Genomic DNA, 22070 nt, shown 5'->3' with positions numbered 1-22070 from the left:
GAAGGCGTCCATGGTGCTGCGTGCCGCGATACGAGAGATCCCTTCATACCCGAGAGCCCTGGTAAGAAGCTGTTCCTCCTGTTCGTCTGCATTTCACTACGTTGGCCCCGGCCAGCCAGAGCGTCGTTGCCGTCCACCCGATTTTCGACGAATCAAGACCCTGGTCGAGGCTTGATCGCTGAGGTCGCTCCGCCGAAGCCGGAGGCGACGGCGTAAGCGACGCGGCGTCGTCATCATCGGCTCTGGCCCCGCCGGATTCACCGCTGCCCTCTGCACACCCCGCGCCCCGTGCCATCAGTTTTTAGAAGCCGTTGTCCTTCCGAGAGTGGCGGGTGCGTTTCCGCGGTCAGGTGTAGGTGCGGTGTTTCGGCGGCAGGGACGAGGTGTCGTGTCGTCTCTTCGGTGGAGGTGCCGGGATGCCGTCGGTGATGGGGTTGCTGGAGGAGCGTGAACGCGCCGCTCGGCAGCGGGTGGAGGTTCTCCAGGCCGAGCTGCGGGAGGCGGAGGCGGTGTGGGAGCGGTTCGTGATCGCCCGTGAGACGGTGGGCGAGGTTCTGACGGAGCCTCGCGGTGGCGAGGACCTGGCGCCGGTAGCGGTGGTCGGCGAACGGCCGGTCCAGGTCAGGGCGGCGGTACCCGGTTCGGTGGTGCCGCACTGGCAGGCGGGACTCGCTCCGACGGTTCTGGCGCCGGCCTACCGGCGGATCACGGACGTCCTGGCCGGTGGGAACGGGACGCGCGGGGAGGCGAGGGACTGCCGGCAACGCGCGGCGGCCCTCGGGCTGGAGCCGGTCCCGGCGAAGGTGGAAGGGGTGCGCTCGAAAGCCGAGCGCCTGGCCGCCCGGGGCTGGCTGGCGGAGGGACACCCGGGCCTGTTCAACGTGCCCGTCGGGCGAGGCGGCGGCTCATGACCGTGCTCATCGACCACCGGATCACCGCCTCCGAGGTGTCGGCGCGGCCTTCGTAGTCGCGGGCCAGTCGGCGTGAGTGCATCAGCCAGGCGAACGTGCGCTCCACCAGCCACCTCTTCGGCAGCACGGCGAAGCCGCCGGTGTCGTCGCTGTGTTTGGCCACGGTCAGCGCGATCCGCCAGGCGTCGCGGGCGAGGTCGACCAGGCGCCCGGTATAGCCGCCGTCGGCCCACACGCGCGTGACGCGCCAGTGCCGCTCACGCAGCCGGACCAGCAGAGCCTGTCCCGCGTCCCGGTCGGTGACCGAGGCCGCGGTCACCACCACTACCAACAACGGTCCCAGGGTGTCCACCACGATGTGCCGCTTGCGGCCGTTGACCTTCTTTCCACCGTCGAAGCCCCTGGTCGCGGCCGGCACCGGCGCGGCTCCCCTCACCGACTGCGCGTCGATGACCCCTGCGGTCGGCTCCGGATCACGGCCCGCAGCCTCGCGGACCCGCTCGCGGAGCCGGTCGTGGAACTCGGCGGCCAGGCCCTTGTCCCGCCAGCGCCGGAAGAACGCGTAGACGCGGTCCCAGGCAGGGAAGTCCGCCGGCATCGCCCGCCAGCTGATGCCACCCGCAGCCAGATACCGCACCGCGTCGACCATCTGTCGGTGGCAATAGCTCTCCGGTTGCCCGCCGCGGCCCTCCAACCAGCCGGGGACCGGCATCGCGTCGCGTACGACCGCCCACTCCGCGTCGCTCATGTCGGACGGACACCTCGGGCGCCTGTACGGCCGGTCCCCGGCGTTCCCGAACCGGTGAGCGAGACAGTCACACCAAAGGGACGCCGAGTTGGACGCCATCGGCGTCGGCACGGAAGACTGCAGCACCAGGGGCCTCCTGTTGCTCGGTTGGATTCGACACCCACGAGCTGTACGGGAGGCCCCGCTCTCATGCCCGGCCCGACAGAGACCACCCGACCGAGTCAGGGACCTCGAACTCACGCCCACCAAGATCGATACTGCAACGGCTTCTGAAGTCAGGCTGGTGATCCTGGTCCGAAGGAGAACCACGAGCAGTGGCAGCACCACGTAAACACCCGGGCGAGCTCCGTGAGCGTGGCGTCCGCGAGGTCCGCACGACGGGTCGGCCGATCGCGCATGTCGCCAAGGACCTGGGCATCCACAAGGAGGCCTTGCGCGGCTGGGTTCGCCGGGCCGAGGCGGACGCGACGCCGGCGAGCGTGACGACCGGCTGACCACCGCCGGGCTCGAGGAGTTGAAGCAACTCCGCAAAGAAGGAGCGGAGCTGAGGCAGCGGATATGGCGTATGCCCGCACGTGGTCGGGCTGGGCGTATGCGGTGTTTGTCCTGGACGGCTTCTCACGGATGGTCGTCGGCTGGCAGGTCGCGAACCGTATGCGCTCTGAACTTCCGCTGGATGTCCTGGAGACGGCGCCGGGAGGCGGAGGATCAAGAAGGACTCCGGTCTCGTTCATCACAGCGACCGCGGGTCGCGATGCGTGTTCATTTCGGTGCACCGGCCGACTCGCCGGGAGCGGCGCCTTTGCGTCGGTCGGCTCCGTCGCGGACAGCTATGACATCTATATAGGAGCGTCAACGCGATGGCCGAGTCCTGAACGGCACCTTCAAGACCGGGCTGACCGAGATGCAGGGGCCGTGGCGAGACGTCGGCCAGGTCGAGCGGGCGATCTTCCAGCGGGTCACCCGGTACAACGAGGAACGACTCCGTTCCGCCCTCGGCTACGTACCGCCCGCCGAGTACGAACGCGACTGGTGGCGACAACAGGAAGCCGCCCCGCAGTCCGCCTGAGACAAGATCACCGGACTCTACGGGACTCGGGGCAGCTCAGACTGCGGAGCAAGATCCGTTGATGGCGTGCCACCACCGTGACGGAACCACCTGCAACCCGCCGCCCGGGAGACGCCAACCGCAGCTGCCGACTCCTCGGCGAGCATCCCCTTCGCGATCTCCCGCCAGAACTGACGTTCCACCTCCCGCCGAAGCGCCGGCGCACCCGGGGACCTCATCGGCGACCATCCAGTCGACGACGCCACCCACCCTGCCTGCCTGCCCGTCAACACCTCCGAGGACGAGGTGTTGCAACGACCGATTGAATCCGCCGTCGGATCCGGGCGGGAGAAGTGTGATCGCCGTGAGGTGTGTGACCCGCCCCAGGTCGAACGCCGAGCTAGGGCTTGCGCCCGATGGCTCCGTAGGAGTCGACGTGCTGGGCCGGGGCTCCGGGTTCCGGGCGCCATTGGGTGCACGAGACGACGCCGGGGGCGATGAGGTCGAGGCCTTCGAAGAAGGAGGCGATTCCCTCGGGGGTGCGGAGGCGGTACTGGACCGGGGTGCGATCGTTGTGCTCCTGCTGGGCGGAGCGGAGTTCCTCGTTGGTGTCGGTGCCGTCGCAGACCAGCAGGTGGCTGCCGGACGGGAGGGGGGCGAGCAGGCGGCGGACCAGGTCGCGGGCCTCGTCGTCGTCCATGACGTGGCCGAGGATGCCGCTGAGGATGAGTGCGACCGGCTGCTCGAAGTCGAGGGTCTGGCGGGCGGCCTTCATGATGGTCTCGGGTTCGTGCAGGTCCGCGTGGAGGTAGTCGGTGGCGCCCTCGGGGGCGCCGACCAGGAGGGCCCGGGCGTGGGCCAGAACCAGCGGATCGTTGTCGACGTAGACGATGCGGCACTCCGGCGCCACCCGCTGGGCGAGTTCGTGGGTGTTGTTCTCGGTGGGCAGACCGGTGCCGACGTCCACGAACTGCCGTATCCCCGCCTCCGCCGCGAGGTAGGTGACACCACGGCCCAGGAACGCCCGGAAGGCGCGGGCGTTCTCGGCGATCTGGGGGAAGGCCGCCTGGAACTGTTCGGCGGCCTCCTGATCGGCCACGTAGTTGTCCTTGCCGCCCAGCCAGTAGTTCCACATCCGCGCCGAGTGCGGTACCGAGGTGTCGATCTCCGGCGTCGGCCGGACCGGCCCTGAGGAGGGCATCATCATGTCGCTTGACTCCTGTCCCACGAGACACGCGGATTGAATCCGCATGATACGCACGGGAGTTGTCCTTCGTCACAGACGGGACCAGGAATCCGTCCGGCTCCGCCTGTACGTCGACCGGGGCTGCGGCTTCGACAGATACCGCCGCCTGCTGTGGGAGCGCCGTTCACCTCCGGCCGCGAGCCAGGGGCCCTGCTGTCGTGCGCCGGCCCTCGCGCCGGCACCGGATCAGGGACCCTGGTCGACCGGACCGGTCCCGTCGCCGACGAGCGGGCGCGACGCTGCCGGGCCCCGGATTCCCGACGGCCCCCTCGCAAGGTGCGGGACCCGGCTCGCTGCCGCCGTGACGTCCGGCCCGCACGTCACGACGGCCGTGGCTCACCGCAGGACGAATGTGGCGTCGGCCCGGTCGGTCGCCGTGCCGGGAACCTGGCCCCGCAGCAGGTACTCGTAGGGGCGGAGGAAGTGGCCCGGGAAGTTGTACGACTCGTACGACACCCCCGTGGCGCCGGCGGGGCCCGCCCGGGCCACCCAGGACGCGTCACCGCGGAACAGCGCCGTGCCGTCGTTCTCCCGCCCACGCCTCGAGGTTCCTGTGGCGCGGGAAGCAGCCGGGGAAGTCGGCCGACTCGAGAGAGCGAGAGAGACGGTGCCGCTGCCCGCGAGTCCGGTGACGACCCGGAACTGCGAGTCGGCCATGGGAGGGTCTACGGTGCTCGTCGCAGGGCCCCGGGGTGCCGGACCTTCCCGGGCACGGTACGAGCCCCGCCCCGGCCTGCAGTCGCACGAGGACGACGGGACGGTCCGAAGCGAGGAGGGAGGGTCGTCTCCGTCCGGGGGCGACGGGCGTCCCTCCCTCCTCGACGGAGGGACCTGGCTCTACGGCTGGTAGTAGTCGGGTCGTGAGGCATCACGACGGTGCCGGCCGGGCTGGGCCTCCTGCTGCGGACGGCCGCCCTGCTGGTACGGCTGCCCGTACTGCTGCGGGGAGGCAAAGCTCGCGTACCTGGGCTGCTCTTCAGGGTGGCGGCGGGCGGACTCGGCCCGGTCCGGGACGGAGGCCGGTCCACCGGAGCCGCCGGAGACCTTGCCGGGCCACCAGTTCCACTTGCCCAGCGCCGTCATCAGCGCCGGCAGCACATAGATCCGGATGATCACGGCGTCCAGCAGGATGGCCGCCGCGAGACCCACGCCCAGCTGCTTGAACTCGACCATGCTCAGCGTGCCGAAGATCGCGAACACTCCGACCATGACGATCGCGGCGCTGGTCACGACGCCCGCGGAGCGGGTGATGCCCTCACGGACGGCGACCTTGGTCGTAGCGCCCTCGAGCGCGGCCTCGCGGATCCGGCTGACCACGAAGACGTGGTAGTCCATCGACAGCCCGAACAGGACCACGAACAGGAACAGCGGCAGCCAGGAGACGACGGCGCCCGAGCTGGTGAAGTCTAGGATCCCTTCCGCCCAGGTGTTCTGGAAGACGGCGACCAGCACACCGAACGCGGCGGCGGCGGAGAGCAGGTTCAGCAGGATCGCGGAGAGCGCCACGGCCGGCGACCGGAAGATCATCACCATGGTGACGAAGGTCAGCAGCAGGACGAAGCCCACCACCCAGGGCATGCGCTCCTCGAGGTGGCCCGTGAAGTCCACGCCCTGTGCCACCTTGCCGCCCACCGCGCTCTCGGTGTCGGGCACGTCGGCCATGGCCTGCGGCACCCAGTCGCGCAGCAGGTCCAGGGAGTCGCGGGCGCCCTCGCTCTTCGGCGCGTACGGCGTGCCCACGTCCACGGTGTGGACCCGGTGGTTCGCGGACTCCTTGATCGTCGGAGTGGAGTCGTGTGCGAACCGCCCGTCCTTCGCGGTGCGCTCCAGCAGGCCCTCGAGCGCGGACCTCACCTCGCCGGCCTGGTCGGCGGGCGCCCGGACGGCGACCTGGTGCACGGTGCCCTTGCTGGGGAAGTGCTCGGTGAGCCGGTCCATCGCCTGCACCACGGGGATGTCCCGGGACAGGTCGTCGGAGCCCGGCTGCTTGAGTTTCATGTCGAGGGCCGGCACGGCCAGCAGCAGCAGCGCGCCCACGGACACCACCAGCGTGACGACCGGCCTGGACAGCGCCGGACGCAGCAGCGCGGGCCACACCCTCGACTCGCCGGAGCGCATGGTGAGCCGCCACAGGAACGGCACCCTGGGCTTGTCGACCCAGCGTCCCAGCTTGGCGAGGAGGGCGGGCAGCACGGTCAGCGACGCCAGTACGGCGACCGCGACGACGATGATCGAGCCGGTGGCCAGGGAGGCGAAGGTCGCCTCGTCGGCGAGGTAGAGGCCGGCCATCGCCACGACGACGGTGGTGCCGGACACCACGACGGTGTGCCCGGAGGTCTCCGCGGCGACCTCGATCGCGTCGACGTGGGACTTCCCGGCGCGGCGCTCCTCGCGCTCCCGCTTGAGGTAGAAGAGCGAGTAGTCCACGCCGACGGCCATGCCCATGAGCAGGATGACGTTGCCGACCGCGCTGGTCTCGGGCAGCACGTGGGAGGCGAACGTGGACAGTCCGATGGCGGCGCCGACGCACGAGAGGGCCAGCACCACGGGCACGCCGGCCGCGATGATCGCGCCGAAGACGACGAGCAGGATGAGCAGGGTCAGCGGCAGGCTGATCAACTCGGCCTTCCTGAAGTCCTCGCCGAGCGTCTCCGACAGTCCCTTGGCCGTGGAGCCGGTGCCCACCTCGTCGACCCGCAGGCCGTCGTGGTCGTCCTGGACCGACGCGCTGACGTCGAGCAGCGGCTGGACCCGCTGGTCGGCGTTCTCCGTGTCGCCCTTCATGGTGACGGGGACCAGCAGCGCCTTGCCGTCGGGCGAGGGGAACGGGTCGCCGACGCTCTCCACCTCGTCGAGCGCCTTCATCCGCTCGACGACGTCCGCCGCCGCCTCCCGGCCGGCCGCCGGGTCCAGCCTCCCGCCGTCCTCGGCGGTGATCAGTACGTTCTCCTCGGCCTTCTCGGGGAAGTCACCGGAATGCACGATCTTGCCGGCCCGGCCCGACTCGCGGACCCCCGACTCCTCGTCGCTGATCGCGTTCGTCCCGGCCGCTCCACCCAAGAAGAGGCACGCGGCGACGAACACGGCCCACATGCCGATGGCGGACCACGGGTGCGTGGCACTCCATCGCGCAATCCGAACCGTTGCCGGTTTCTTTCGCACCTTGCTTCCTTCCGTTGCTGCAGGTCCGGCCCTGGAAACCGGCCGGAACTCGACGGGGAAAACGCTAGGTACGCGGGCAGCGGGCGGATACGAGGTAAACCGTCGTGGTGACCGTTGCTTTCCGCAGGTCCCACCCTGCGGAAAACCGCAGGGTGGGACCTGCGGGAAACCGTACTACCCCTGAGGATTATCGAATGGCAGACGTACATCCCTCGGCAATTGATTAGTTGCCGCGACGTGACGACAGCCGAGGGGGAGAAAACGGAGAGGACGGTCCTCACCCAGCAGCATGTTCCTGAAGTCGGCGTTCGTGACGCCGGACCACAGCCGGACGACGTGCGTCAGGACTCCAGATACCGCAGCACGGCCAGGATCCGGCGGTTGTAGCCGGTGGTGTGCGCGAGTTCCAGCTTGTCGAAGATCATGTTGAGGTTCTTCTCCACCGTGCTCATGGAGATGTGCAGTTTCTCCGAGATGGCCGCGTTGGTGTGCCCCTGGGCCAGCGTCTCCAGGACGCTGCGCTCGCGGGGCGTCAGCCGGGCCAGCGGATCGCTGTGCGTCGTGCGGATCACCAGCTGCCGTACGACCTCCGGGTCGATGGCGGCGCCACCCGCCCGGATCCGCTCCAGCGCGTCGAGGAACTCCTCCACCTGGGCGACCCGGTCCTTCAGCAGATAGCCGACCCGCTCCGCGTTCGACGTCAGCAGCCGCGCCGCGTAGTTGCGCTCCATGTGCTGGGACAGGACCAGGACCCCGACGCCGGGCCATCGCCTGCGGATCTCCAGCGCCGCCCGCAGTCCCTCGTCCGTGTGGGTGGGCGGCATCCGGATGTCCACGACGACCATGTCCGGCTGCCGGGCCTCGATCTCCCGCAACAGGGCGACGGCGTCACCCACCGCGGCGAGGACCTCGTGGCCCTCCTCGGTGAGCAGCCGGACCAACCCCTCCCGCAGCAGGGTCGAGTCCTCGGCCAGCATTACGCGCACGGCAGCTCCGCGGTGATCGTGGTGGGTCCCCCGTAGGGGCTGTGGACGTGCAGTCGGCCGTCCAGGGCACCGACCCGGCTGCGCAGGCCGGTCAGCCCGCTGTCCTCCGGCTTCGCGCCGCCGACGCCGTTGTCCTCGACCCGGACGACGAGGACCGGCCCGTACGTGCGGATGCTCACCTGGATCTCCGTGGCGGCCGAGTGCTTGGCCGCGTTGGTCACCGTCTCCGAGACGACGAAGTACGCGGCGGTCTCGACGGACGCGGGCAGCGGCCCGGCGAGCGCGAAGTCGGTCCGGACGGGGATGCCGCACCGTTCCGACACCCCGGCCAGCGCCTCCTGGAGCCCCAGATTGTCCAGCGCCGTCGGATACACCCGCCAGGCCACTTCCCGCAGCTCGGTGAGGACCTCCTGCGACTCCTTGTGGGCCTGCTCCAGCAGACTGCGGGCCTGCTCGGGTGTGCGGCCACCGCGCCGGGCCCGCCCGAGGAGCATGGCCAGCGCCACCAGACGCTGCTGCACCCCGTCGTGCAGGTCCCGCTCGATGCGCCGGCGCTCGGTGTCGACCGCCTGGAGCACCGCCGCCCGGCTGGCGGCCAGTTCGTCGATGCGCTGCTGCATCAGCTCGCGCTCGGAGGGACCGAAGCATTCGCGGGCCAGCCGCGCGTCGAGCGCCCCCAGCGAGAGCAGGCCCTGCACGTCCAGGAAGAGCAGCACCCCGCCGAGCAGGACCTGGGTGGCCAGTTCCCCCCAGTCGAGGGTGCCCCGGACCAGGCTCGCGACGAGCAGGCCCGCGAGGACCGCGCCGAAGGCGAGCAGGCCCAGCACGACGCCGGTGATCAGACCGGAGTAGGTGCGGGCGGCGAGGTAGCGCAGGATGTGCTGGTCGGGCACGGGCCCGTCGGGGAAGCGGTCCCCGAAGAAGACCGAGCGGCGCCGCCGTTCGAGCGCCGTCAGCCGTCGGGCCCCGGCGGTCAGGACGGCGAACGCCCGCCGCCGGGTGCGCGGCCACAGCAACAGCGGACCGAGCGGGGCTCCGGCGACGACGAAGTACAGCAGTCCCAGCAGCGCGGTCAGACAGCCGAGGAGGACTCCGGCGGCCCGCAGCGGCAGCGCCGGGGCCGACGTCGCCGCGGGCTCGCTTCCCGGCAGCGCGGTTCCTGGCGCCGTCGGGAGGGGCTGGGTGGTCATGTCCGCCGAATCCCCCTGCACGCTCGCCGAGCGTAGTCGGGCGGCGCAGCCCGGGCAAGATCGTTCGGCCTCGGCGGGGACGGGTCCGGTCACGAGGTGCGGCGGTGCTGGACTGTGCCGCGGGAGCGCAGCCGGACCACGACGTAGAAGACGAGCGCGGCGGCGACCAGGACCAGGACGGCCTTGCTCAGCACACCGATGTAGCCCTCGACGGTGTCCCACTGGTCGCCCAACCAGTAGCCGGACATGACCAGTACGGTGTTCCACACCAGGCCGCCCAGGGCGGTGAGCGTCAGGAAGGCCGGCAGCGGCATGCGCTCCAGGCCCGCCGGCACAGAGATGAGGCTGCGGAAGAGCGGCACCATGCGGCCGAGGAACACGGCCTTGGTGCCGTGCCTGGCGAACCACTCCTCCGTCCGCTCCAAGTCGGACGCCTTGACCAGCGGCAGCCTGGCCCAGATCGCGTGCATGCGCTCGCGGCCGAACAGCGCGCCGATCCAGTAGAGGGCGGCGGCGCCCACCACGGAGCCGACGGTGGTCCAGAACAGGGCGGCGAAGAGACTGATGACGCCCTGTCCCGCGGCGAAGCCGGTCAGCGGCAGGATGATCTCGCTGGGCAGCGGCGGGAAGAGGTTCTCCAGGGCGACGGCGAGGCCGGCGCCGGGCGCGCCCATGGCGTCCACCAGGTCGGCCGCCCGTCCCGCGATGCCGTCCGCGGGCTCCTGTGGCAGCGCAAGGGTGATGTGGTCCATCTCGAGGTCTCCAGATACGAGGCGCACGCCGCGGGCTGGTGCCGCGATCCGGTGACCACGCTAGAAATCCCAGCTCGGTGCCGGTATGCGGGTAGCCGTCGAACTTGTGCGGTTTCCCCCACCCCGGGCCCTGCGATTTTCCGCAGGGCCCGGGGTGCCCCGGGCGCGGGATCGGCAGCACGGTGCCGGCGGAACGGCATGCGCTGGACGCCCCGTTTCCGGCCTGGCCGTCCTCGCCCCCTGTGTCCCTCGAGTCCCTTGCGGGCGGAAGGCCTTGACTCACCGCCCGTCCGCCGGGGACGCGCCGGCGGCGGGACCGGCGTCAGGCGCATCCCCCGGTAGAAGGAGCCTTCAGTCCCGCCGGGGCCAGCGGGCCGGCCAAGTGGTGGAAGAGCTGCTCCAGAACCTCCGGCCCCAGACGCTCCCGGGCCCGGGTGAACGACGCCTTGTGCGGGATGCTCGCGCTCAACTCCGGTATGCCGCCGACCACATGCTCGGCAACGTCGTCGTAGGAGTCCTGATGGAAGAGCGCCAGCGCGAGCGTGAAGTAGACCATGAACACAGCCGGCAGCGCGCCCGGCCTACGGTCCCGTTTACGGCACTCCGCCAGGACCTCGCCCACCAGCTCGGGGGTCACCCACTGCGTGATCACTCCCAGCCGCACTCGCTCCGATAATCCAGTCCACGGATGCACACCGGGAACAACGGCCGAACGGCCAACCGGTCACCACGAACTCGATGAACCTTCAAACAACGGCATTGACCCGGCTCTTCAAAATGGAACCAGGTCGAACACCGGCTGTTCTCCCGGATCACCCACAGCCTGCGCGGGCAGCCGCTGACCAGCTACGAAGTGGTGCCGCAGACCATCTCGGCCACCCGCACCAGCACCGGACTGACCGTCAGTGCCGCACTGGACGAGAACGGCTGCCCCACCGGCCGCGTGCTCACCAAGGCCGAACGCGAGGCCATCATGGAGCGGGTCGAGCGCGACGAGTTCCACGGCGGGTGGAACTACACCATCGTCCCCTGCGACCCTCAGCAAGCGTTACCGGCCGAGCCGGAGCAGGCGAAAGCGCCGCCGATCCCGGCCGAGGCCACCTTCCTGCTCACGCATCCCGCCCTGACCGGCCTGTCCCGCGAGCGGTTCGACCACCTCGTGGAGGATCTTGAACCCTTCCGCCGGGTCCTGACCGAGGCCGAGCGTGAGCAGAGGAAGGGCATCAACCGACACGGCTACAACCCCGGTTTCGGCTTCCTCGACCACCGCCACCGCGTCCCGGCCGCCGTCCTGAGCCGCCGCAACACCGTCACCCTCACCCTGGCGGCCCGACTACGTGGCCGCGACCGCAACACTTTGAGCCACCACGCCCACCGCACCATCCCGCTGCTGGCCTTCGCTGCAGCCCCCGACCTCGACGCGGCCCTCGCCGGGCCAAGACGGACCCACCCGCCCCGCACACTCGAAGCCCTCCGGATCGCAATCACCGACTACGAAAGCAACATCAAGTCAGGCAGTAGTTAATCGACGGCTCCTCACCAGTTGGTCTCCCCGGCGAAACACTTCGCAGCCTTGCGCAGTATGTCCCGCTCGGTCGCCGGCTTCCGCTCGCTTGCCTCGAACTCGACCACCCGGGCCTCCAGCTGCCGGATCCGCTCGTCCGGTTCCGAGAACGGCGTCGCCGGCCCGGTGACCGGTGCGGTGCCAGGGCCGACGCCGCAGCGGTCCCGGTCACGCAGCACCCCGTTCCGCAGGGTGTCCTGGTTGATGCCCAGGTCGGCGGCGATGCTCTTGTACGTCGCCCCGGGTGTGGACTCGTACAGGGTCACGGCATCGGCCTTGAACTCGTCCGAGTAGTCCTTCATCGCCATCGGCGGTCTTCTCGCTTCCTCCGGATCAAGCAGATCCAGTATCAGCGTGTCCACCACTCAGGGGGAGGCCCCATCGCCGTCACGGCCCTCACCCTGGAGAGACAACGCTGAAGAAGCTCATTGCTCCCCGCACCCGCGGGGATGGTCCCGCGGCGGATCCGGCGCTGTGGTCTCCCTGAAACTGCTCGTTGATTCCAAGGCCCATGCCGTACTCGGCGACAAAGAAGGGAATCACCTATTGATCGAACACTGGGGAACAGAAGTTACCTTGTGAGTTTTGCACACTGAAATTCATGATATTCGCACGGTCCATCCCCTGGACGGCGTGGGAATCTCGGTTCCACACCTTTCGACGAGGAGGGGCAGATGGACAAACGGTACGAGGTGTACTGTCTCGCCGATCGTGTCTTTTACGAGACGCCGGACCGTTTGCCCAAGTCCAGCGGCGGCAAGGGCGCCGCCGGCCCCTTCGAGGCAGCACGGCGGCCGGTCCCCGAGGGATGGAGATCGTCGGTCTCCGGGGACTGGCTCCACATGGCGCCGGTCGACGAGCAGGGCGGGCCGAGGCAGAGGCGGCACCCGGCCCAAGGCTGGAAGATTCATGTCTCGGCCTGTCTCGACAACGCCAGCAGGGCCGCCGCCGCGGTGTGGGACTACTGCATACCGCGTGGCATTCCTTTCAAGTTCGTGCCCAGCGCTCAGCTGCTGTACCTGCGTAACTCCAAGTACGCAGGCCGCAGCTCCAGCGGCAAATTCGCCACCCTCTATCCGGCCGACGAGACCGAACTGCGCCGAATACTGGAGGAGCTGGGGAAACTGCTGGACGGGGAGCCGGGGCCGTACATCCTCAGCGACCTGCGCTGGAACAAGGGCCCCCTGTACGTGCGCTACGGCGCGTTCGCCCCACGTAACTGCGTCGACGACAAGGGCGACATCGTCCCCGCCATCGAGAACCCGGACGGCCGGCTCGTCCCCGACCGACGGGGCCCTGCCTTCCGGCCCCCCGAGTGGGTGGCGCTCCCGGAGTTCCTGCGCCCGCACCTCGACGCGCGCAACGCCACCTCGACCGACGCTCTGCCGTACCGCGTCGAACGGGCACTGCACTTCTCCAATGGCGGCGGTGTCTACGAGGCCACCGATACACGCACCAGTGCGAAGGTCGTCCTGAAGGAGGCCCGGCCGTACGCGGGTCTCGTCGGGGACGGGGCGGACGCCGTGGCCCGTCTGGAACGGGAGAGGGCAGCCCTTGAGCGGCTCGGGGGGCTGGGCGTCGCGCCCGAGGTGCGGGACTGGTTCACGCTCGACGACCACCGCTTCCTCGCCATGGACTTTCTCGACGGCCGCCCCCTGCACTCCCTCATCGCACGCCGTCATCCCCTGTTCCGGCCGGAGCCCGATCCGCACGCCCTCGCCGAGTACACCCACTGGGTGCTCGATGTGCACCGTGCCATCGAAAACGCCGTCTCCGCCGTGCACGGACGCGGACTGGTCGTGGGCGATCTGCACCCCTTCAACATCATGCTCGCCCCGGACGAACGGACCGTGCGGCTGCTGGATTTCGAGGCCGCCACGCCCGTCGAGGAGCATCGCGGCCAGACTCTGGCCCATCCCGGTTTCGCCGCACCGGCCGACCACAAGGGCTACGAGATCGACCACTACGCTCTGGCCTGTCTGCGCATCGCGCTCCTGTTGCCGATGACGACCCTGTTCACCATCGACCGGGCCAAGGCCGTCCATCTTGCCGATATCGCGGCCGGGCAGTTCCCGGACCTGCCGCGATCGTTCATCGACGGGGCGGTGCGGGTCATCTCGGGCGACGGAAAAGCCCGCGCGGTGGCGTATCTGCCCGTCGATCCGTCGGAGCGGCCGGAAGGTCCCGCCTCCATGGTGCGAGCGATCCTCCGCTCCGCTACACCCGAGCGGGACGACCGGCTCTTCCCCGGCGACATCGCCCAGTTCACGGACGGTGGCGGCCTCGGCATGGCGTACGGCGCCGCCGGGGTCCTCTACGCCCTCGACGAGACAGGCCACGGACGCTGGGAGAAGGGTGAGGAATGGCTCCTGGACCACACCGACCCGCCGCCCGACGGGACATCGCTCGGCTTCTACGACGGGCTCGCGGGAGTGGCGTACCTCCTCGACCGGCTCGGACACACCGGCCGTGCCCTCGACCTCATGGACCATGTCCTCGACGAGAAATGGCAGACGCTCGGATCCGACCTGCACGGCGGACTCGCGGGCCTCGGACTCGCCCTCGACCACCTCGCCCGTACGACGGGCGAGCCGGGACTGCACGACCACGCTCTGACGGCAGCCCGCATCCTCACGGAGAGGAACCACGCAGCGGGCAAGCGCGCGGGCCTGCTCCGGGGGGCGACAGGACCCGCGCTGTTCTTCCTGCGGCTGTACGAGTCCACCGGCGATCCGGCACTCCTCGACCACGCGGCGTTGGCGCTCCGCGCCGACCTGGCCCGCTGTGTACAGGACCGCACCGGCGCCCTCGCCGTGGACGAAGGGTTCCGCACCATGCCGTACCTGGCGACGGGGAGCGTCGGCATCGGCACGGTCCTCGACGACTACCTCACCCATCGACCGGACGACGAGGAGTTCGCGCAGGCCAGAAGGAACATCCTGCCGGCGGCCCGGTCGCGTTACTACGCCGAGCCCGGCCTGTTCGAGGGGCGTGCCGGGATGATCCTGCACCTCGCCCGCACGGGGGCGCCGCGCGCCGACGTGGACGCGCACATCGACGCGCTCGGCTGGTATGCCGTGCCGTACGAGGGCGGCCTCGCCTTCCCCGGCGACCAGATGATGCGGCTCTCCATGGACCTCGCCACCGGCACCGCCGGCTGTCTGCTCGCCCTCGGCGCGGCACGCGCCGAGCACCCGGCCACGCTCCCCTTCCTGCCGCCGCTGCCCGCCGGGGCACCCGGCGGCACACGGACCGGCCCGACCAGGGTCGTGACACAGCAATCCCCGTCACCACGGAAAGGATGACGATCGACATGCCACTCCTCGATCTCCAGACACTCGAAGTCCCTTCTGAAGAGGAGGCCGCAGAGGGCAACCACAGCGCCGCCAGCAAGCACTGCGATGGCGGTGGTGCCAGCTTCCTGAGCCTCCTCCTCTGCTGACCTGACCCACGCCTCTCTTGAGGCCGGCCCCCCGCCGGTCCCGGACAGCGCCCCGCGCCGACCGGGGCCGGCGGGATGCCGGGCCGGGCCGGCCGGCCGGCCGGCCGATGCCAGTCGAGCCAGGAGGACCCCCATGTCTCAACCGCCCTCCACGGCAGGCCGGTTCTTGCGGGAGACCGTGCGGCACAGCGCGGCGCCCGCGGCTGCCGTGCTGGTGGTCAGCGTCCTGCTGGCCGTCACCGAGCTCGCGCTGCCCGCCGTGCTCGGACGGACCCTCGATCTGCTGCTGACCGGACGGCACGGCGAGGCGGGGACGTGGCTGGCCACGTGTGCCGGCCTCACCGTCGCCGCTGTGGCGCTGGGCGCGCTCGACGGTGTGACGGCCGCCGTGGGCGGCGCACAGGCCACGGCCCGGATACGCAGAAGAGTCCTGGGACACCTTCTCGACTCCGGACCGCGCGCGGGTGAACGGTTCGCGCACGGCGACCTCGTGGCGCGGCTCGTCGGGAACGCCGCCCAGGCCGGGACCGTGCCGGTAGCGCTCGCCGCCTTGCTGGCCGCCGCCGTCACTCCGCTCGGCGGGATCGCGGCACTGGCTCTCACCGACGTCCGGACGGCCCTCGTCGTGCTCGCCGGAATGCCCGTCCTGGCCCTGTTCCTCAAAGTGTTCGCCCGTACCTTCGGCGACAGCGGCACCCGCTACCTGCGGGCCCAGGGCGAGATCGCGGGACGTCTGACCGAGGCCCTGCGCGGCATCCGTACCATCGCCGCCGCCGGCAATCATGAGCGGGACGCAGCCCGCGTCCTCGCACCCCTGGCCGAGATGTCCCGGCAAGGACACCGGCTCTGGCGGGTCCTGGGCCGCTCCAGCGCCCAGAGCGCCGTGCTCCTCCCGCTGCTGCAGATCGCCGTACTGGCTGTCGCCGGACTGCGGGTCGCAGCCGGGGAGTTGAGCGTCGGAGGCATGCTGACCGCGTGGCGGTACGCCGTCCTGGCCACCGGCACCGGAGCACTCGTCGGCCACGTGAGCGCCCTGGTGCGCGGCCGCAACGCGGCGACGCGGCTCGGCGAAGTCCTCGACGTGCCCGTCACGGCGTACGGACCGATCACGCGGCTTCCGCCAGGGAAGGGCACTGTGGAGTTCGTCGGCGTCACCTCGCGCCGCGCGGACCGGGAGGTACTGAGCGGAATCGATCTGCGGCTTCCGGGCGGTACCGCGGTCGCCGTCGTCGGGCGCTCCGGCAGCGGCAAGTCGGCCCTGGCCACCCTCGCGGGAAGACTCACCGACCCCGACACGGGAACGGTGCTCCTCGACGGCGTCCCGCTCACCTCACTCACCCGCGAGGCGCTGCGCCGCGAGACGGGGTACGCGTTCGAGCGCCCCGCGCTGCTGGGCGGCACGGTCGGCGGCACGATCGCGTTCGGCACCCACGACCCCGGCGAGGCAGCCGTCGTCGACGCGGCCCGCGCCGCCTGCGCCGACGGATTCGTGCGCCGGCTGCCCGACGGCTACGACACGGCCTGCGCCGACGCGCCGCTGTCCGGCGGAGAGGCGCAACGCCTCGGCCTGGCACGGGCCTTCGCCCACGCCGGACGATTGCTCGTGCTCGACGACGCCACCTCCAGCCTCGACGCCGTCACCGAACTGAAGGTGTCCCGCGCACTCCTGCTCGGCGCCGGCACACGCACCTGCCTGATCGTCGCCCACCGCGCCTCCACCGCGGCACGCGCGGACCTGGTGGTGTGGCTGGAGGACGGTGCGGTCCGCGCGGTGGCGCCGCACGCGCACCTGTGGCGCCTCGCGCCCTACCGGGCGGTCTTCGCGGAGGAGGCCGTGGATGCCGCCTGAGACGGTCCGGGCCGTCCTGCCCCACCTGCGCCGCACACCACGGGCCGTGCTATGGCTGCTCGCCTGGTCGGTGCCGGAGATGGCCCAGAGCTTCTTCCTCGGATACGCGCTCGCCCGCGCACTCGACGACGGATTCCTGGCCGGTCGGCCCGGGACCGGCATGGGATGGCTGGCGGCGGCCGGGATCTCGGCGGTGCTCGGAGGCGTCGGGACGGACCGGGTGCACGTGGCGCTGGCCGCGATCGCCGAGCCGATGCGCGACGACCTCGTACGGCGGGTCGTGCACCGCGCGCTGCGGGACGCGGACGGGGCGGCGGTGTCCCGGCTGACGCATCAGACGGAGATCGCCCGCGACACCTTCGCGAACCTGCTGCTGGTGTCCCGCACGTTCGTGCTCTCGGCGGGTGCGGCGCTGGCCGGCCTGCTGGCGCTGGCACCCGTCCTGCTGCTGATCGTCATCCCTCCACTGGCCGCCGGCCTCCTGCTGTTCGTGGCGACGCTGCGGCCGCTGGCCCGGCGCCAGGAGGAGTTCCTGGCCGCCGACGAGGCCATCGCGGCGGACCTGGGCGCCGTGGTGGCGGGGCTGCGGGACATCGAGGCGTCCGGGGCCCAGCCATGGGTGGCGGCGGGCGCCGACGCCCGTATCGACGGGGAGCTGCGGACGGCCCGCGCACTGGCCCGCTGGGGCACGCTGCGCGATCTGGCCGTCGGTGTCGCCGGTCACCTGCCCGTCGTTCTCCTGCTGGGTACCGCCCCCTGGCTGCTCGGCCGGGGCGTCACACCGGGCGCCCTCGTCGCGGCCCTCGCCTACCTCACCCAGTCCCTGCTCCCCGCCCTCGAGAATCTCATCCTGTCCCTCGGCACCGCCTCAGCCCGCCTCGCGGTCGTCCTGCGCCGCCTGACGCCCGAGGGTGCGAGCGGGGCCGCCCCGCGGCCCGTACCCGCGAAGGACACGCGGCTGCGGGCCGCTCGCCGACACACCGGACAGGGCGACGGGACGCGAACGGCCGTCGGCTGCGGGTCGGCCGGGCAACCGGACCCGCTGAACCCCGGCCCGCAGCGCCCGGAGACCGCAGTTCCCCCTGAGCGGCAACCGCCCGATGCCGCGGCGGACCACCCCGCGGTTTCTCTGCACGGCCTCACCTTCGCCTACGGCCCCCACGCCGAACCCGTACTGCGCGGTCTGGACCTCATTCTTCCCCTGGGCGGGCATCTCGCCGTGGCCGGGCCCAGCGGGATCGGGAAGTCCACCCTGGCCGCGCTGATCGCGGGAATGCTGGCACCGGACCAGGGCGAGGTGCGGCTGTGGGGCCGGGACGTGCGCGGGCTGGGGCCGCGGGAACGGGCGGCCCTGCGGGTGCTGGTGCCACAGGAGGCGTACGTGTTCTCGGGGACCGTGCGCGAGAACGTCTCGTACCTGTGTCCCGAACCGCTCCCCGACGCCGCCCTCCTGGCCTCGTGCGCCGCCGTGGGGGCCGAAGGGCTCGTCGGCCGCCTGGGAGGACCGGAGGGACGGGTGGATCCACGTTCACTGTCCGCCGGGGAACGGCAACTGCTGGCACTGGCGCGGGCACATCTCGTGCCGGCACCCCTCGTGCTGCTCGACGAGGCGACCTGCCACCTCGACCCCGCGGCCGAAGCCCGCGCGGAGCAGGCCTTCACCGCCCGCCCCGGCGGTTCACTGATCGTCGTCGCACACCGCATCAGCGCGGCTCGCCGCGCCGACCGCATCCTGGTCATGGACGGCACGCACACCGACTGCGGTACCCACGAGGAACTGCTCGCGCGCTCCCCGCTCTACCGCGACCTCGCGGGGAGCTGGGCCGACCGCTCACACCCAGCCCTCCTCCAAGGAGATGCGTACGGCGTCGACCCGGTTACGGGCACCGGTCTTACGGGTGATGGCCGCCATGTAGTTGCGCACGGTCCCGGTGGACAGGTGGAGGCTGTCGGCGATCTCCGTGATCGTGGCACCTTCCACAGCGAGTGACAGCACATTCAGTTCACGTTGCGTCAGCGGCATTCGCGCGGCCTTGAGGAAGGCGAAGCCGAGCGAGTCGTCGGCGAACCGCTCACCGTCGGCGACCAGCCGGACGGCGGTCAGCAACTGCTCCACGGTGCCGTCCTTGTTGAAGTAACCGAAGGCGTGCGCCTGAACCGCGTGCCGCAGCGGCCCCGGCTTGTTCGCGGTGGCGAGCACCAGCAATCGGCAAGGACCGGGACCGGACGGATGCCGGCGGTCCTCTGCCGGACCGATCCCGCTCCCGTCTCCTCGCCCCATCCTGGGGGCTGGAGACGGCCCTGCACGCTGAAGCTCTCCAAGAGGAGGCATGTTGTACGGATCAGAGCAGTTCAGGTCCGCTACGCACACGTCCGGAGACAAGGAGCGCGCTCGAGCCGACGCCGTGCGCCACCGCGTATGGAAAACCTCCAGGTCAGATTCCCGGGCCAGCCGGTCCGCGAGAGCCGACCGCAGCAGACGTTCGTCGTGCACCAGAAGTACCCGGATCACGCCCCGTCCTTCAACAGTTCCCCTGAACCATCCCCTCGCCCCATGTGCTGCCCGGGTCGTCGAGCGGTTACTCGCCGCTGCACAACGGCCAGGGTTCGGCAAGACCGAGAATCACCCGTACGGATGATGGGACGTACGGTTCATTGACGAGGTGGTCGCTGGCCGGTGTGGTCTGAACATGGCGGCCGTGAGCGAGATCCGCGCCATCCATGCCGAACACCATGGCGCCTGCGGTGCCCCGCGCGTCCGTGCCGAGCTGCGGGCGAGGGGACGGAGGATCAACCGCAAGCGCGTCACCCGGCTGATGCGGATCAACCACATCGTCGGCCGGCACCTGCGGAAGAAGAAACGGACGACGACCGCGGACAGGACCGCGCCGCCCGCGCCGGACCTGGTGATACGCGACTTCACCGTGGACACGCTGAACACCAGGTGGTGCGGCGACATCACGTACACAGCCGTCGGCGCGAAGTGGCTCTACCTCGCCACAGTGATCGACATCTGCTCGAGGAGGGTGGTGGGCTGGTCGATCGCCGACCACCTGCGCACCTCGCTGGTCACCGACGCGATCGAGATGACCGTGGCCGCCCGCGGCAACCGGGTCCGCGGCGTCGTTTTCCACACCGACAGGGGCGCTCAAGGTGAATTCAACTGGTCGTCGCAACACCCTGATCTCGGAGGTGTGCGACGTGGCCACGGCGCACTGGAGTTTGAAGACCAGCGATGTTCCGGAGGGGCGGCGTCGGCAGTGGCGCGCCGACCGTGCTTTGCGGCCGGCGATGCGTTCGCCGGGGCGGCCTGATCCGTCTCGCGTCGTGCAGCGCCAGTTCTGGCGACTGATCGCCACGGGGGTCACGACGGTGGAGGCGTCGCTGGCAGTTGGCGTGTCGTGGCCGGTGGGTGCGAGGTGGTTTCGTCACGCTGGCGGCATGCCGCCGATCTCGTTGGCCGAGCCCTCGGGCCGCTACCTCACGGTCGAGGAGCGTGAGGAGATTGCGATCCTCAGGGCGATGAGCAAGGGCGTGCGCGAGATCGCCCGCGCCCTGGGGCGTGACCCCGGGACAATCTCTCGCGAACTGCGCCGCAACGCCGCCACGCGCGGCGGCAAGCAGGAGTACCGAGCGACGGTCGCCCAGTGGAAGGCCCAGCAGGCGGCCAAGCGCCCGAAGTGCGCGAAGCTTCTGGGCAACGACCGGTTGCGCCAATACGTTCAGGAGCGGCTCTCCGGGAACGTTCACCGGCCTGACGGGACGGTCGTCGCGGGACCGCAGACGCCTCCGTGGAAGGGGCTGAACAAGCCGCACCAGCAAGACAGGCGGTGGGCGACAGCATGGAGCCCGGAACAGATCTCGCACCGGTTGAAGGCCGACTTCCCCGAGGATGAGTCCATGCGCATCAGCCACGAGGCGATCTACCAGTCGCTGTTCATCGAGGGCCGTGGTGCGCTCAAGCGTGAGCTGGTCACCTGCCTGCGCACCGGGCGGGCGCTTCGAGAGCCTCGGTCGAGGTCACGGAACAAGCCGCAGGGGCACGTCACCGCGGATGTGGTCCTCAGTCAACGTCCTGCAGAGGCCGCAGACCGCGCGGTCCCGGGGCATTGGGAAGGCGATCTGATCATCGGGACGGGCCGGCCTGCGATCGGCACGCTCGTCGAGCGCAGCAGCCGATCCACCCTCCTGGTGCATCTGCCGAGGATGGAGGGCTGGGGCGAGGTGCCGCCTGTGAAGAACGGCCCGGCGTTGGGCGGTTACGGCGCCGTCGCGATGAACACTGCCCTGATGGTGTCCATGACGAAGCTGCCCGAGCAGCTCCGCAAAACACTGAACTGGGACCGCGGGAAAGAACTCTCCGGGCATGCCCAGTTCGCGCTCGAGACCGGGACGAAGGTGTTCTTCGCCGATCCGCACTCGCCCTGGCAGCGACCCACGAACGAGAACACGAACGGGCTGCTGCGTCAGTACTTCCCGAAGGGCACCGACCTGTCCCGGTGGTCCGCCGAGGACCTCGAAGCCGTCGCCCTGGCGATCAATAACCGACCCCGCAAGATCCTCGGTTGGAAGACCCCCGCCGAGGTCTTCGAGGAGCAGCTACGCTCACTACAGCAGCCCGGTGTTGCAACGACCGGTTGAACTCGCCCAATACAGCGCGGCCACCTTCGCCGAGGTGTGCCGTCGGCACGGCATCCGGCGCAGCACGGGCCGGGCCGGCTCGAGCCATGACAACGCCCTCGCCGAGTCGTTCTTCCAGGGCCTCAAGCGCGAGTTGCTCCACGGGAGGCGCTGGACCTCGAAGGCACAGACGCGGCTCGAGCTGTTCCACTGGCTGTCGTACTGCAACCGGCGCCGTCGGCATTCCGCGCTCGGCTACCTCACACCAGCCGAGTTCGAACAGCAACTGATCACGTCACGTACGCTGTCGCGCGCCGCGTGAAACCCGGTGTCCCCTCCCAGGAATCAACCTCACAGTCGCCGCTCCCTCCCCCTCCGCGCCACGCAGCGCCCTCCGCACCGTGGCCAAGACCGTAACCGCCCCATCGGACATCAGCCGGCCAGAGTGCCGAACCAGTGACGTTTTCTCAGTGAAATGACCACGTGGTGGCTGAGGCGCCAGATTGTGGGCGGGTCGGTCGTGGGAACCTCGGCCGTAGACAGGCGTGAAGC

17 protein-coding genes and 5 pseudogenes are annotated in these 22070 nt (G+C 70.4%); 11 read left to right on the top strand and 11 right to left on the bottom strand.

Translation table 11 applies throughout. From position 1 onward, the window contains the following. The first annotated feature begins 416 nt into the window (after positions 1 to 416). Positions 417 to 911, top strand: coding sequence for a hypothetical protein (locus tag ACIRFH_RS28620; protein WP_403526785.1), 495 nt, complete (start codon positions 417 to 419; stop codon positions 909 to 911). Here ACIRFH_RS28620 and ACIRFH_RS28615 read toward each other — a convergent pair. Continuing rightward, positions 877 to 1659: an IS5 family transposase gene (locus ACIRFH_RS28615; protein WP_403526782.1), complete on the bottom strand. Its 783-nt coding sequence runs from the start codon at positions 1657 to 1659 to the stop codon at positions 877 to 879. The two genes, ACIRFH_RS28620 and ACIRFH_RS28615, sit on opposite strands and share 35 nt — an antisense overlap. A 314-nt stretch (positions 1660 to 1973) precedes the next feature. Here ACIRFH_RS28615 and ACIRFH_RS28610 point away from each other — a divergent pair, with 314 nt between their 5' ends. Both ACIRFH_RS28610 and ACIRFH_RS28605 read left to right on the top strand, forming a co-directional pair. Beyond that, positions 1974 to 2153, top strand: a complete 180-nt coding sequence (locus tag ACIRFH_RS28610) for a transposase (protein ID WP_403526779.1) — start codon at positions 1974 to 1976, stop codon at positions 2151 to 2153. Positions 2154 to 2530: 377 nt separating this feature from the next. Then, a complete protein-coding gene (locus tag ACIRFH_RS28605; RefSeq protein ID WP_403526924.1) occupies positions 2531 to 2728 on the top strand; it encodes an integrase core domain-containing protein in 198 nt (65 codons plus the stop codon). 62 nt (positions 2729 to 2790) lie between these two features. On the opposite strand, the pseudogene ACIRFH_RS28600 reads toward ACIRFH_RS28605, so the two are convergent. The 8 genes and pseudogenes from ACIRFH_RS28600 to ACIRFH_RS28565 form a co-directional block, all read right to left on the bottom strand. Next, positions 2791 to 2946: pseudogene (locus ACIRFH_RS28600) on the bottom strand (IS30 family transposase); the annotation flags it as partial. A gap of 161 nt (positions 2947 to 3107) precedes the next feature. Beyond that, complete coding sequence (locus ACIRFH_RS28595; protein WP_403526776.1) at positions 3108 to 3914, bottom strand: SAM-dependent methyltransferase; 807 nt, start codon at positions 3912 to 3914, stop codon at positions 3108 to 3110. Positions 3915 to 4289: 375 nt separating this feature from the next. Beyond that, positions 4290 to 4610 (bottom strand): AbfB domain-containing protein, encoded by a 321-nt coding sequence (locus ACIRFH_RS28590; protein ID WP_403526773.1) that lies wholly within the window; start codon positions 4608 to 4610, stop codon positions 4290 to 4292. Positions 4611 to 4790: 180 nt separating this feature from the next. Continuing rightward, positions 4791 to 7046, bottom strand: a complete 2256-nt coding sequence (locus tag ACIRFH_RS28585; RefSeq protein WP_403526770.1) for an MMPL family transporter — start codon at positions 7044 to 7046, stop codon at positions 4791 to 4793. 410 nt (positions 7047 to 7456) lie between these two features. Next, the gene (locus ACIRFH_RS28580; RefSeq protein WP_403526921.1) at positions 7457 to 8092 is read right to left on the bottom strand and encodes a response regulator; all 636 of its coding nucleotides are present in this window, start codon (positions 8090 to 8092) and stop codon (positions 7457 to 7459) included. Continuing rightward, on the bottom strand, positions 8092 to 9291 hold the full coding sequence (locus ACIRFH_RS28575) for a sensor histidine kinase (RefSeq protein ID WP_403526767.1): 1200 nt from the start codon (positions 9289 to 9291) through the stop codon (positions 8092 to 8094). The genes ACIRFH_RS28580 and ACIRFH_RS28575 overlap by 1 nt, the downstream gene beginning before the upstream one ends. Before the next feature lie 89 nt (positions 9292 to 9380). Next, positions 9381 to 10043: a DedA family protein gene (locus tag ACIRFH_RS28570; RefSeq protein ID WP_403526764.1), complete on the bottom strand. Its 663-nt coding sequence runs from the start codon at positions 10041 to 10043 to the stop codon at positions 9381 to 9383. A gap of 322 nt (positions 10044 to 10365) precedes the next feature. After that, entirely contained in the window at positions 10366 to 10707 is a 342-nt protein-coding gene (locus ACIRFH_RS28565) for a transposase domain-containing protein (RefSeq protein ID WP_403526761.1), read from the bottom strand. A 111-nt stretch (positions 10708 to 10818) separates the two neighbouring features. On the opposite strand from ACIRFH_RS28565, the pseudogene ACIRFH_RS28560 reads away from it, so the two are divergent. Beyond that, positions 10819 to 11568: pseudogene (locus ACIRFH_RS28560) on the top strand (ISAzo13 family transposase); the annotation flags it as partial. An 11-nt stretch (positions 11569 to 11579) separates the two neighbouring features. On the opposite strand, the gene ACIRFH_RS28555 reads toward ACIRFH_RS28560, so the two are convergent. Then, the gene (locus ACIRFH_RS28555) at positions 11580 to 11915 is read right to left on the bottom strand and encodes a transposase (protein ID WP_403526758.1); all 336 of its coding nucleotides are present in this window, start codon (positions 11913 to 11915) and stop codon (positions 11580 to 11582) included. 366 nt (positions 11916 to 12281) lie between these two features. On the opposite strand from ACIRFH_RS28555, the gene lanKC reads away from it, so the two are divergent. The 4 genes from lanKC (at position 12282) to ACIRFH_RS28535 (ending at position 18888) form a co-directional block, all read left to right on the top strand. Continuing rightward, entirely contained in the window at positions 12282 to 14912 is a 2631-nt protein-coding gene (gene lanKC / locus ACIRFH_RS28550; protein ID WP_403526755.1) for a class III lanthionine synthetase LanKC, read from the top strand. After that, entirely contained in the window at positions 14909 to 15049 is a 141-nt protein-coding gene (locus ACIRFH_RS28545; protein WP_403526752.1) for a SapB/AmfS family lanthipeptide, read from the top strand. The genes lanKC and ACIRFH_RS28545 overlap by 4 nt, the downstream gene beginning before the upstream one ends. Positions 15050 to 15182: 133 nt before the next feature. Next, positions 15183 to 16898 carry an ABC transporter ATP-binding protein gene (locus ACIRFH_RS28540; RefSeq protein ID WP_403526749.1) on the top strand — a complete coding sequence of 572 codons (1716 nt, stop codon included), beginning with the start codon at positions 15183 to 15185 and terminating at the stop codon, positions 16896 to 16898. Next, positions 16888 to 18888, top strand: a complete 2001-nt coding sequence (locus tag ACIRFH_RS28535; RefSeq protein ID WP_403526746.1) for an ATP-binding cassette domain-containing protein — start codon at positions 16888 to 16890, stop codon at positions 18886 to 18888. The genes ACIRFH_RS28540 and ACIRFH_RS28535 overlap by 11 nt, the downstream gene beginning before the upstream one ends. On the opposite strand, the pseudogene ACIRFH_RS28530 reads toward ACIRFH_RS28535, so the two are convergent. Next, positions 18814 to 19179: pseudogene (locus tag ACIRFH_RS28530) on the bottom strand (LuxR C-terminal-related transcriptional regulator); the annotation flags it as partial. The gene ACIRFH_RS28535 and the pseudogene ACIRFH_RS28530 overlap by 75 nt on opposite strands. A gap of 412 nt (positions 19180 to 19591) precedes the next feature. Between ACIRFH_RS28530 and ACIRFH_RS28525 the strand changes: the two are divergent. The 3 genes and pseudogenes from ACIRFH_RS28525 to ACIRFH_RS28515 all read left to right on the top strand — a co-directional run. Continuing rightward, positions 19592 to 20050: pseudogene (locus tag ACIRFH_RS28525) on the top strand (IS3 family transposase); the annotation flags it as partial. Between the two features lie 289 nt (positions 20051 to 20339). Then, positions 20340 to 21539 (top strand): IS30 family transposase, encoded by a 1200-nt coding sequence (locus ACIRFH_RS28520; RefSeq protein ID WP_403526918.1) that lies wholly within the window; start codon positions 20340 to 20342, stop codon positions 21537 to 21539. 4 nt (positions 21540 to 21543) lie between these two features. Further along, positions 21544 to 21840: pseudogene (locus ACIRFH_RS28515) on the top strand (transposase); the annotation flags it as partial. Positions 21841 to 22070: the final 230 nt, after the last annotated feature.

It is taken from the genome of Streptomyces sp. NPDC093586, assembly GCF_044764905.1.
Classification (GTDB): domain Bacteria; phylum Actinomycetota; class Actinomycetes; order Streptomycetales; family Streptomycetaceae; genus Streptomyces.
This window is presented reverse-complemented; position numbering and strand designations above follow the sequence as displayed.

Excerpts from the sequence above, each read along its gene's own strand:
- ACIRFH_RS28545 (WP_403526752.1), top strand. The coding sequence starts at position 14,909 with ATGACGATCGACATGCCACTCCTCGATCTCCAGACACTCGAAGTCCCT.
- lanKC (WP_403526755.1), top strand. The coding sequence starts at position 12,282 with ATGGACAAACGGTACGAGGTGTACTGTCTCGCCGATCGTGTCTTTTAC.
- ACIRFH_RS28540 (WP_403526749.1), top strand. The coding sequence starts at position 15,183 with ATGTCTCAACCGCCCTCCACGGCAGGCCGGTTCTTGCGGGAGACCGTG.
- ACIRFH_RS28585 (WP_403526770.1), bottom strand. The coding sequence starts at position 7,046 with ATGTGGGCCGTGTTCGTCGCCGCGTGCCTCTTCTTGGGTGGAGCGGCC.
- ACIRFH_RS28620 (WP_403526785.1), top strand. The coding sequence starts at position 417 with ATGCCGTCGGTGATGGGGTTGCTGGAGGAGCGTGAACGCGCCGCTCGG.
- ACIRFH_RS28555 (WP_403526758.1), bottom strand. The coding sequence starts at position 11,915 with ATGGCGATGAAGGACTACTCGGACGAGTTCAAGGCCGATGCCGTGACC.
- ACIRFH_RS28590 (WP_403526773.1), bottom strand. The coding sequence starts at position 4,610 with ATGGCCGACTCGCAGTTCCGGGTCGTCACCGGACTCGCGGGCAGCGGC.
- ACIRFH_RS28570 (WP_403526764.1), bottom strand. The coding sequence starts at position 10,043 with ATGGACCACATCACCCTTGCGCTGCCACAGGAGCCCGCGGACGGCATC.
- ACIRFH_RS28615 (WP_403526782.1), bottom strand. The coding sequence starts at position 1,659 with ATGAGCGACGCGGAGTGGGCGGTCGTACGCGACGCGATGCCGGTCCCC.
- ACIRFH_RS28580 (WP_403526921.1), bottom strand. The coding sequence starts at position 8,092 with ATGCTGGCCGAGGACTCGACCCTGCTGCGGGAGGGGTTGGTCCGGCTG.
- ACIRFH_RS28535 (WP_403526746.1), top strand. The coding sequence starts at position 16,888 with ATGCCGCCTGAGACGGTCCGGGCCGTCCTGCCCCACCTGCGCCGCACA.
- ACIRFH_RS28520 (WP_403526918.1), top strand. The coding sequence starts at position 20,340 with ATGCCGCCGATCTCGTTGGCCGAGCCCTCGGGCCGCTACCTCACGGTC.
- ACIRFH_RS28595 (WP_403526776.1), bottom strand. The coding sequence starts at position 3,914 with ATGATGATGCCCTCCTCAGGGCCGGTCCGGCCGACGCCGGAGATCGAC.
- ACIRFH_RS28575 (WP_403526767.1), bottom strand. The coding sequence starts at position 9,291 with ATGACCACCCAGCCCCTCCCGACGGCGCCAGGAACCGCGCTGCCGGGA.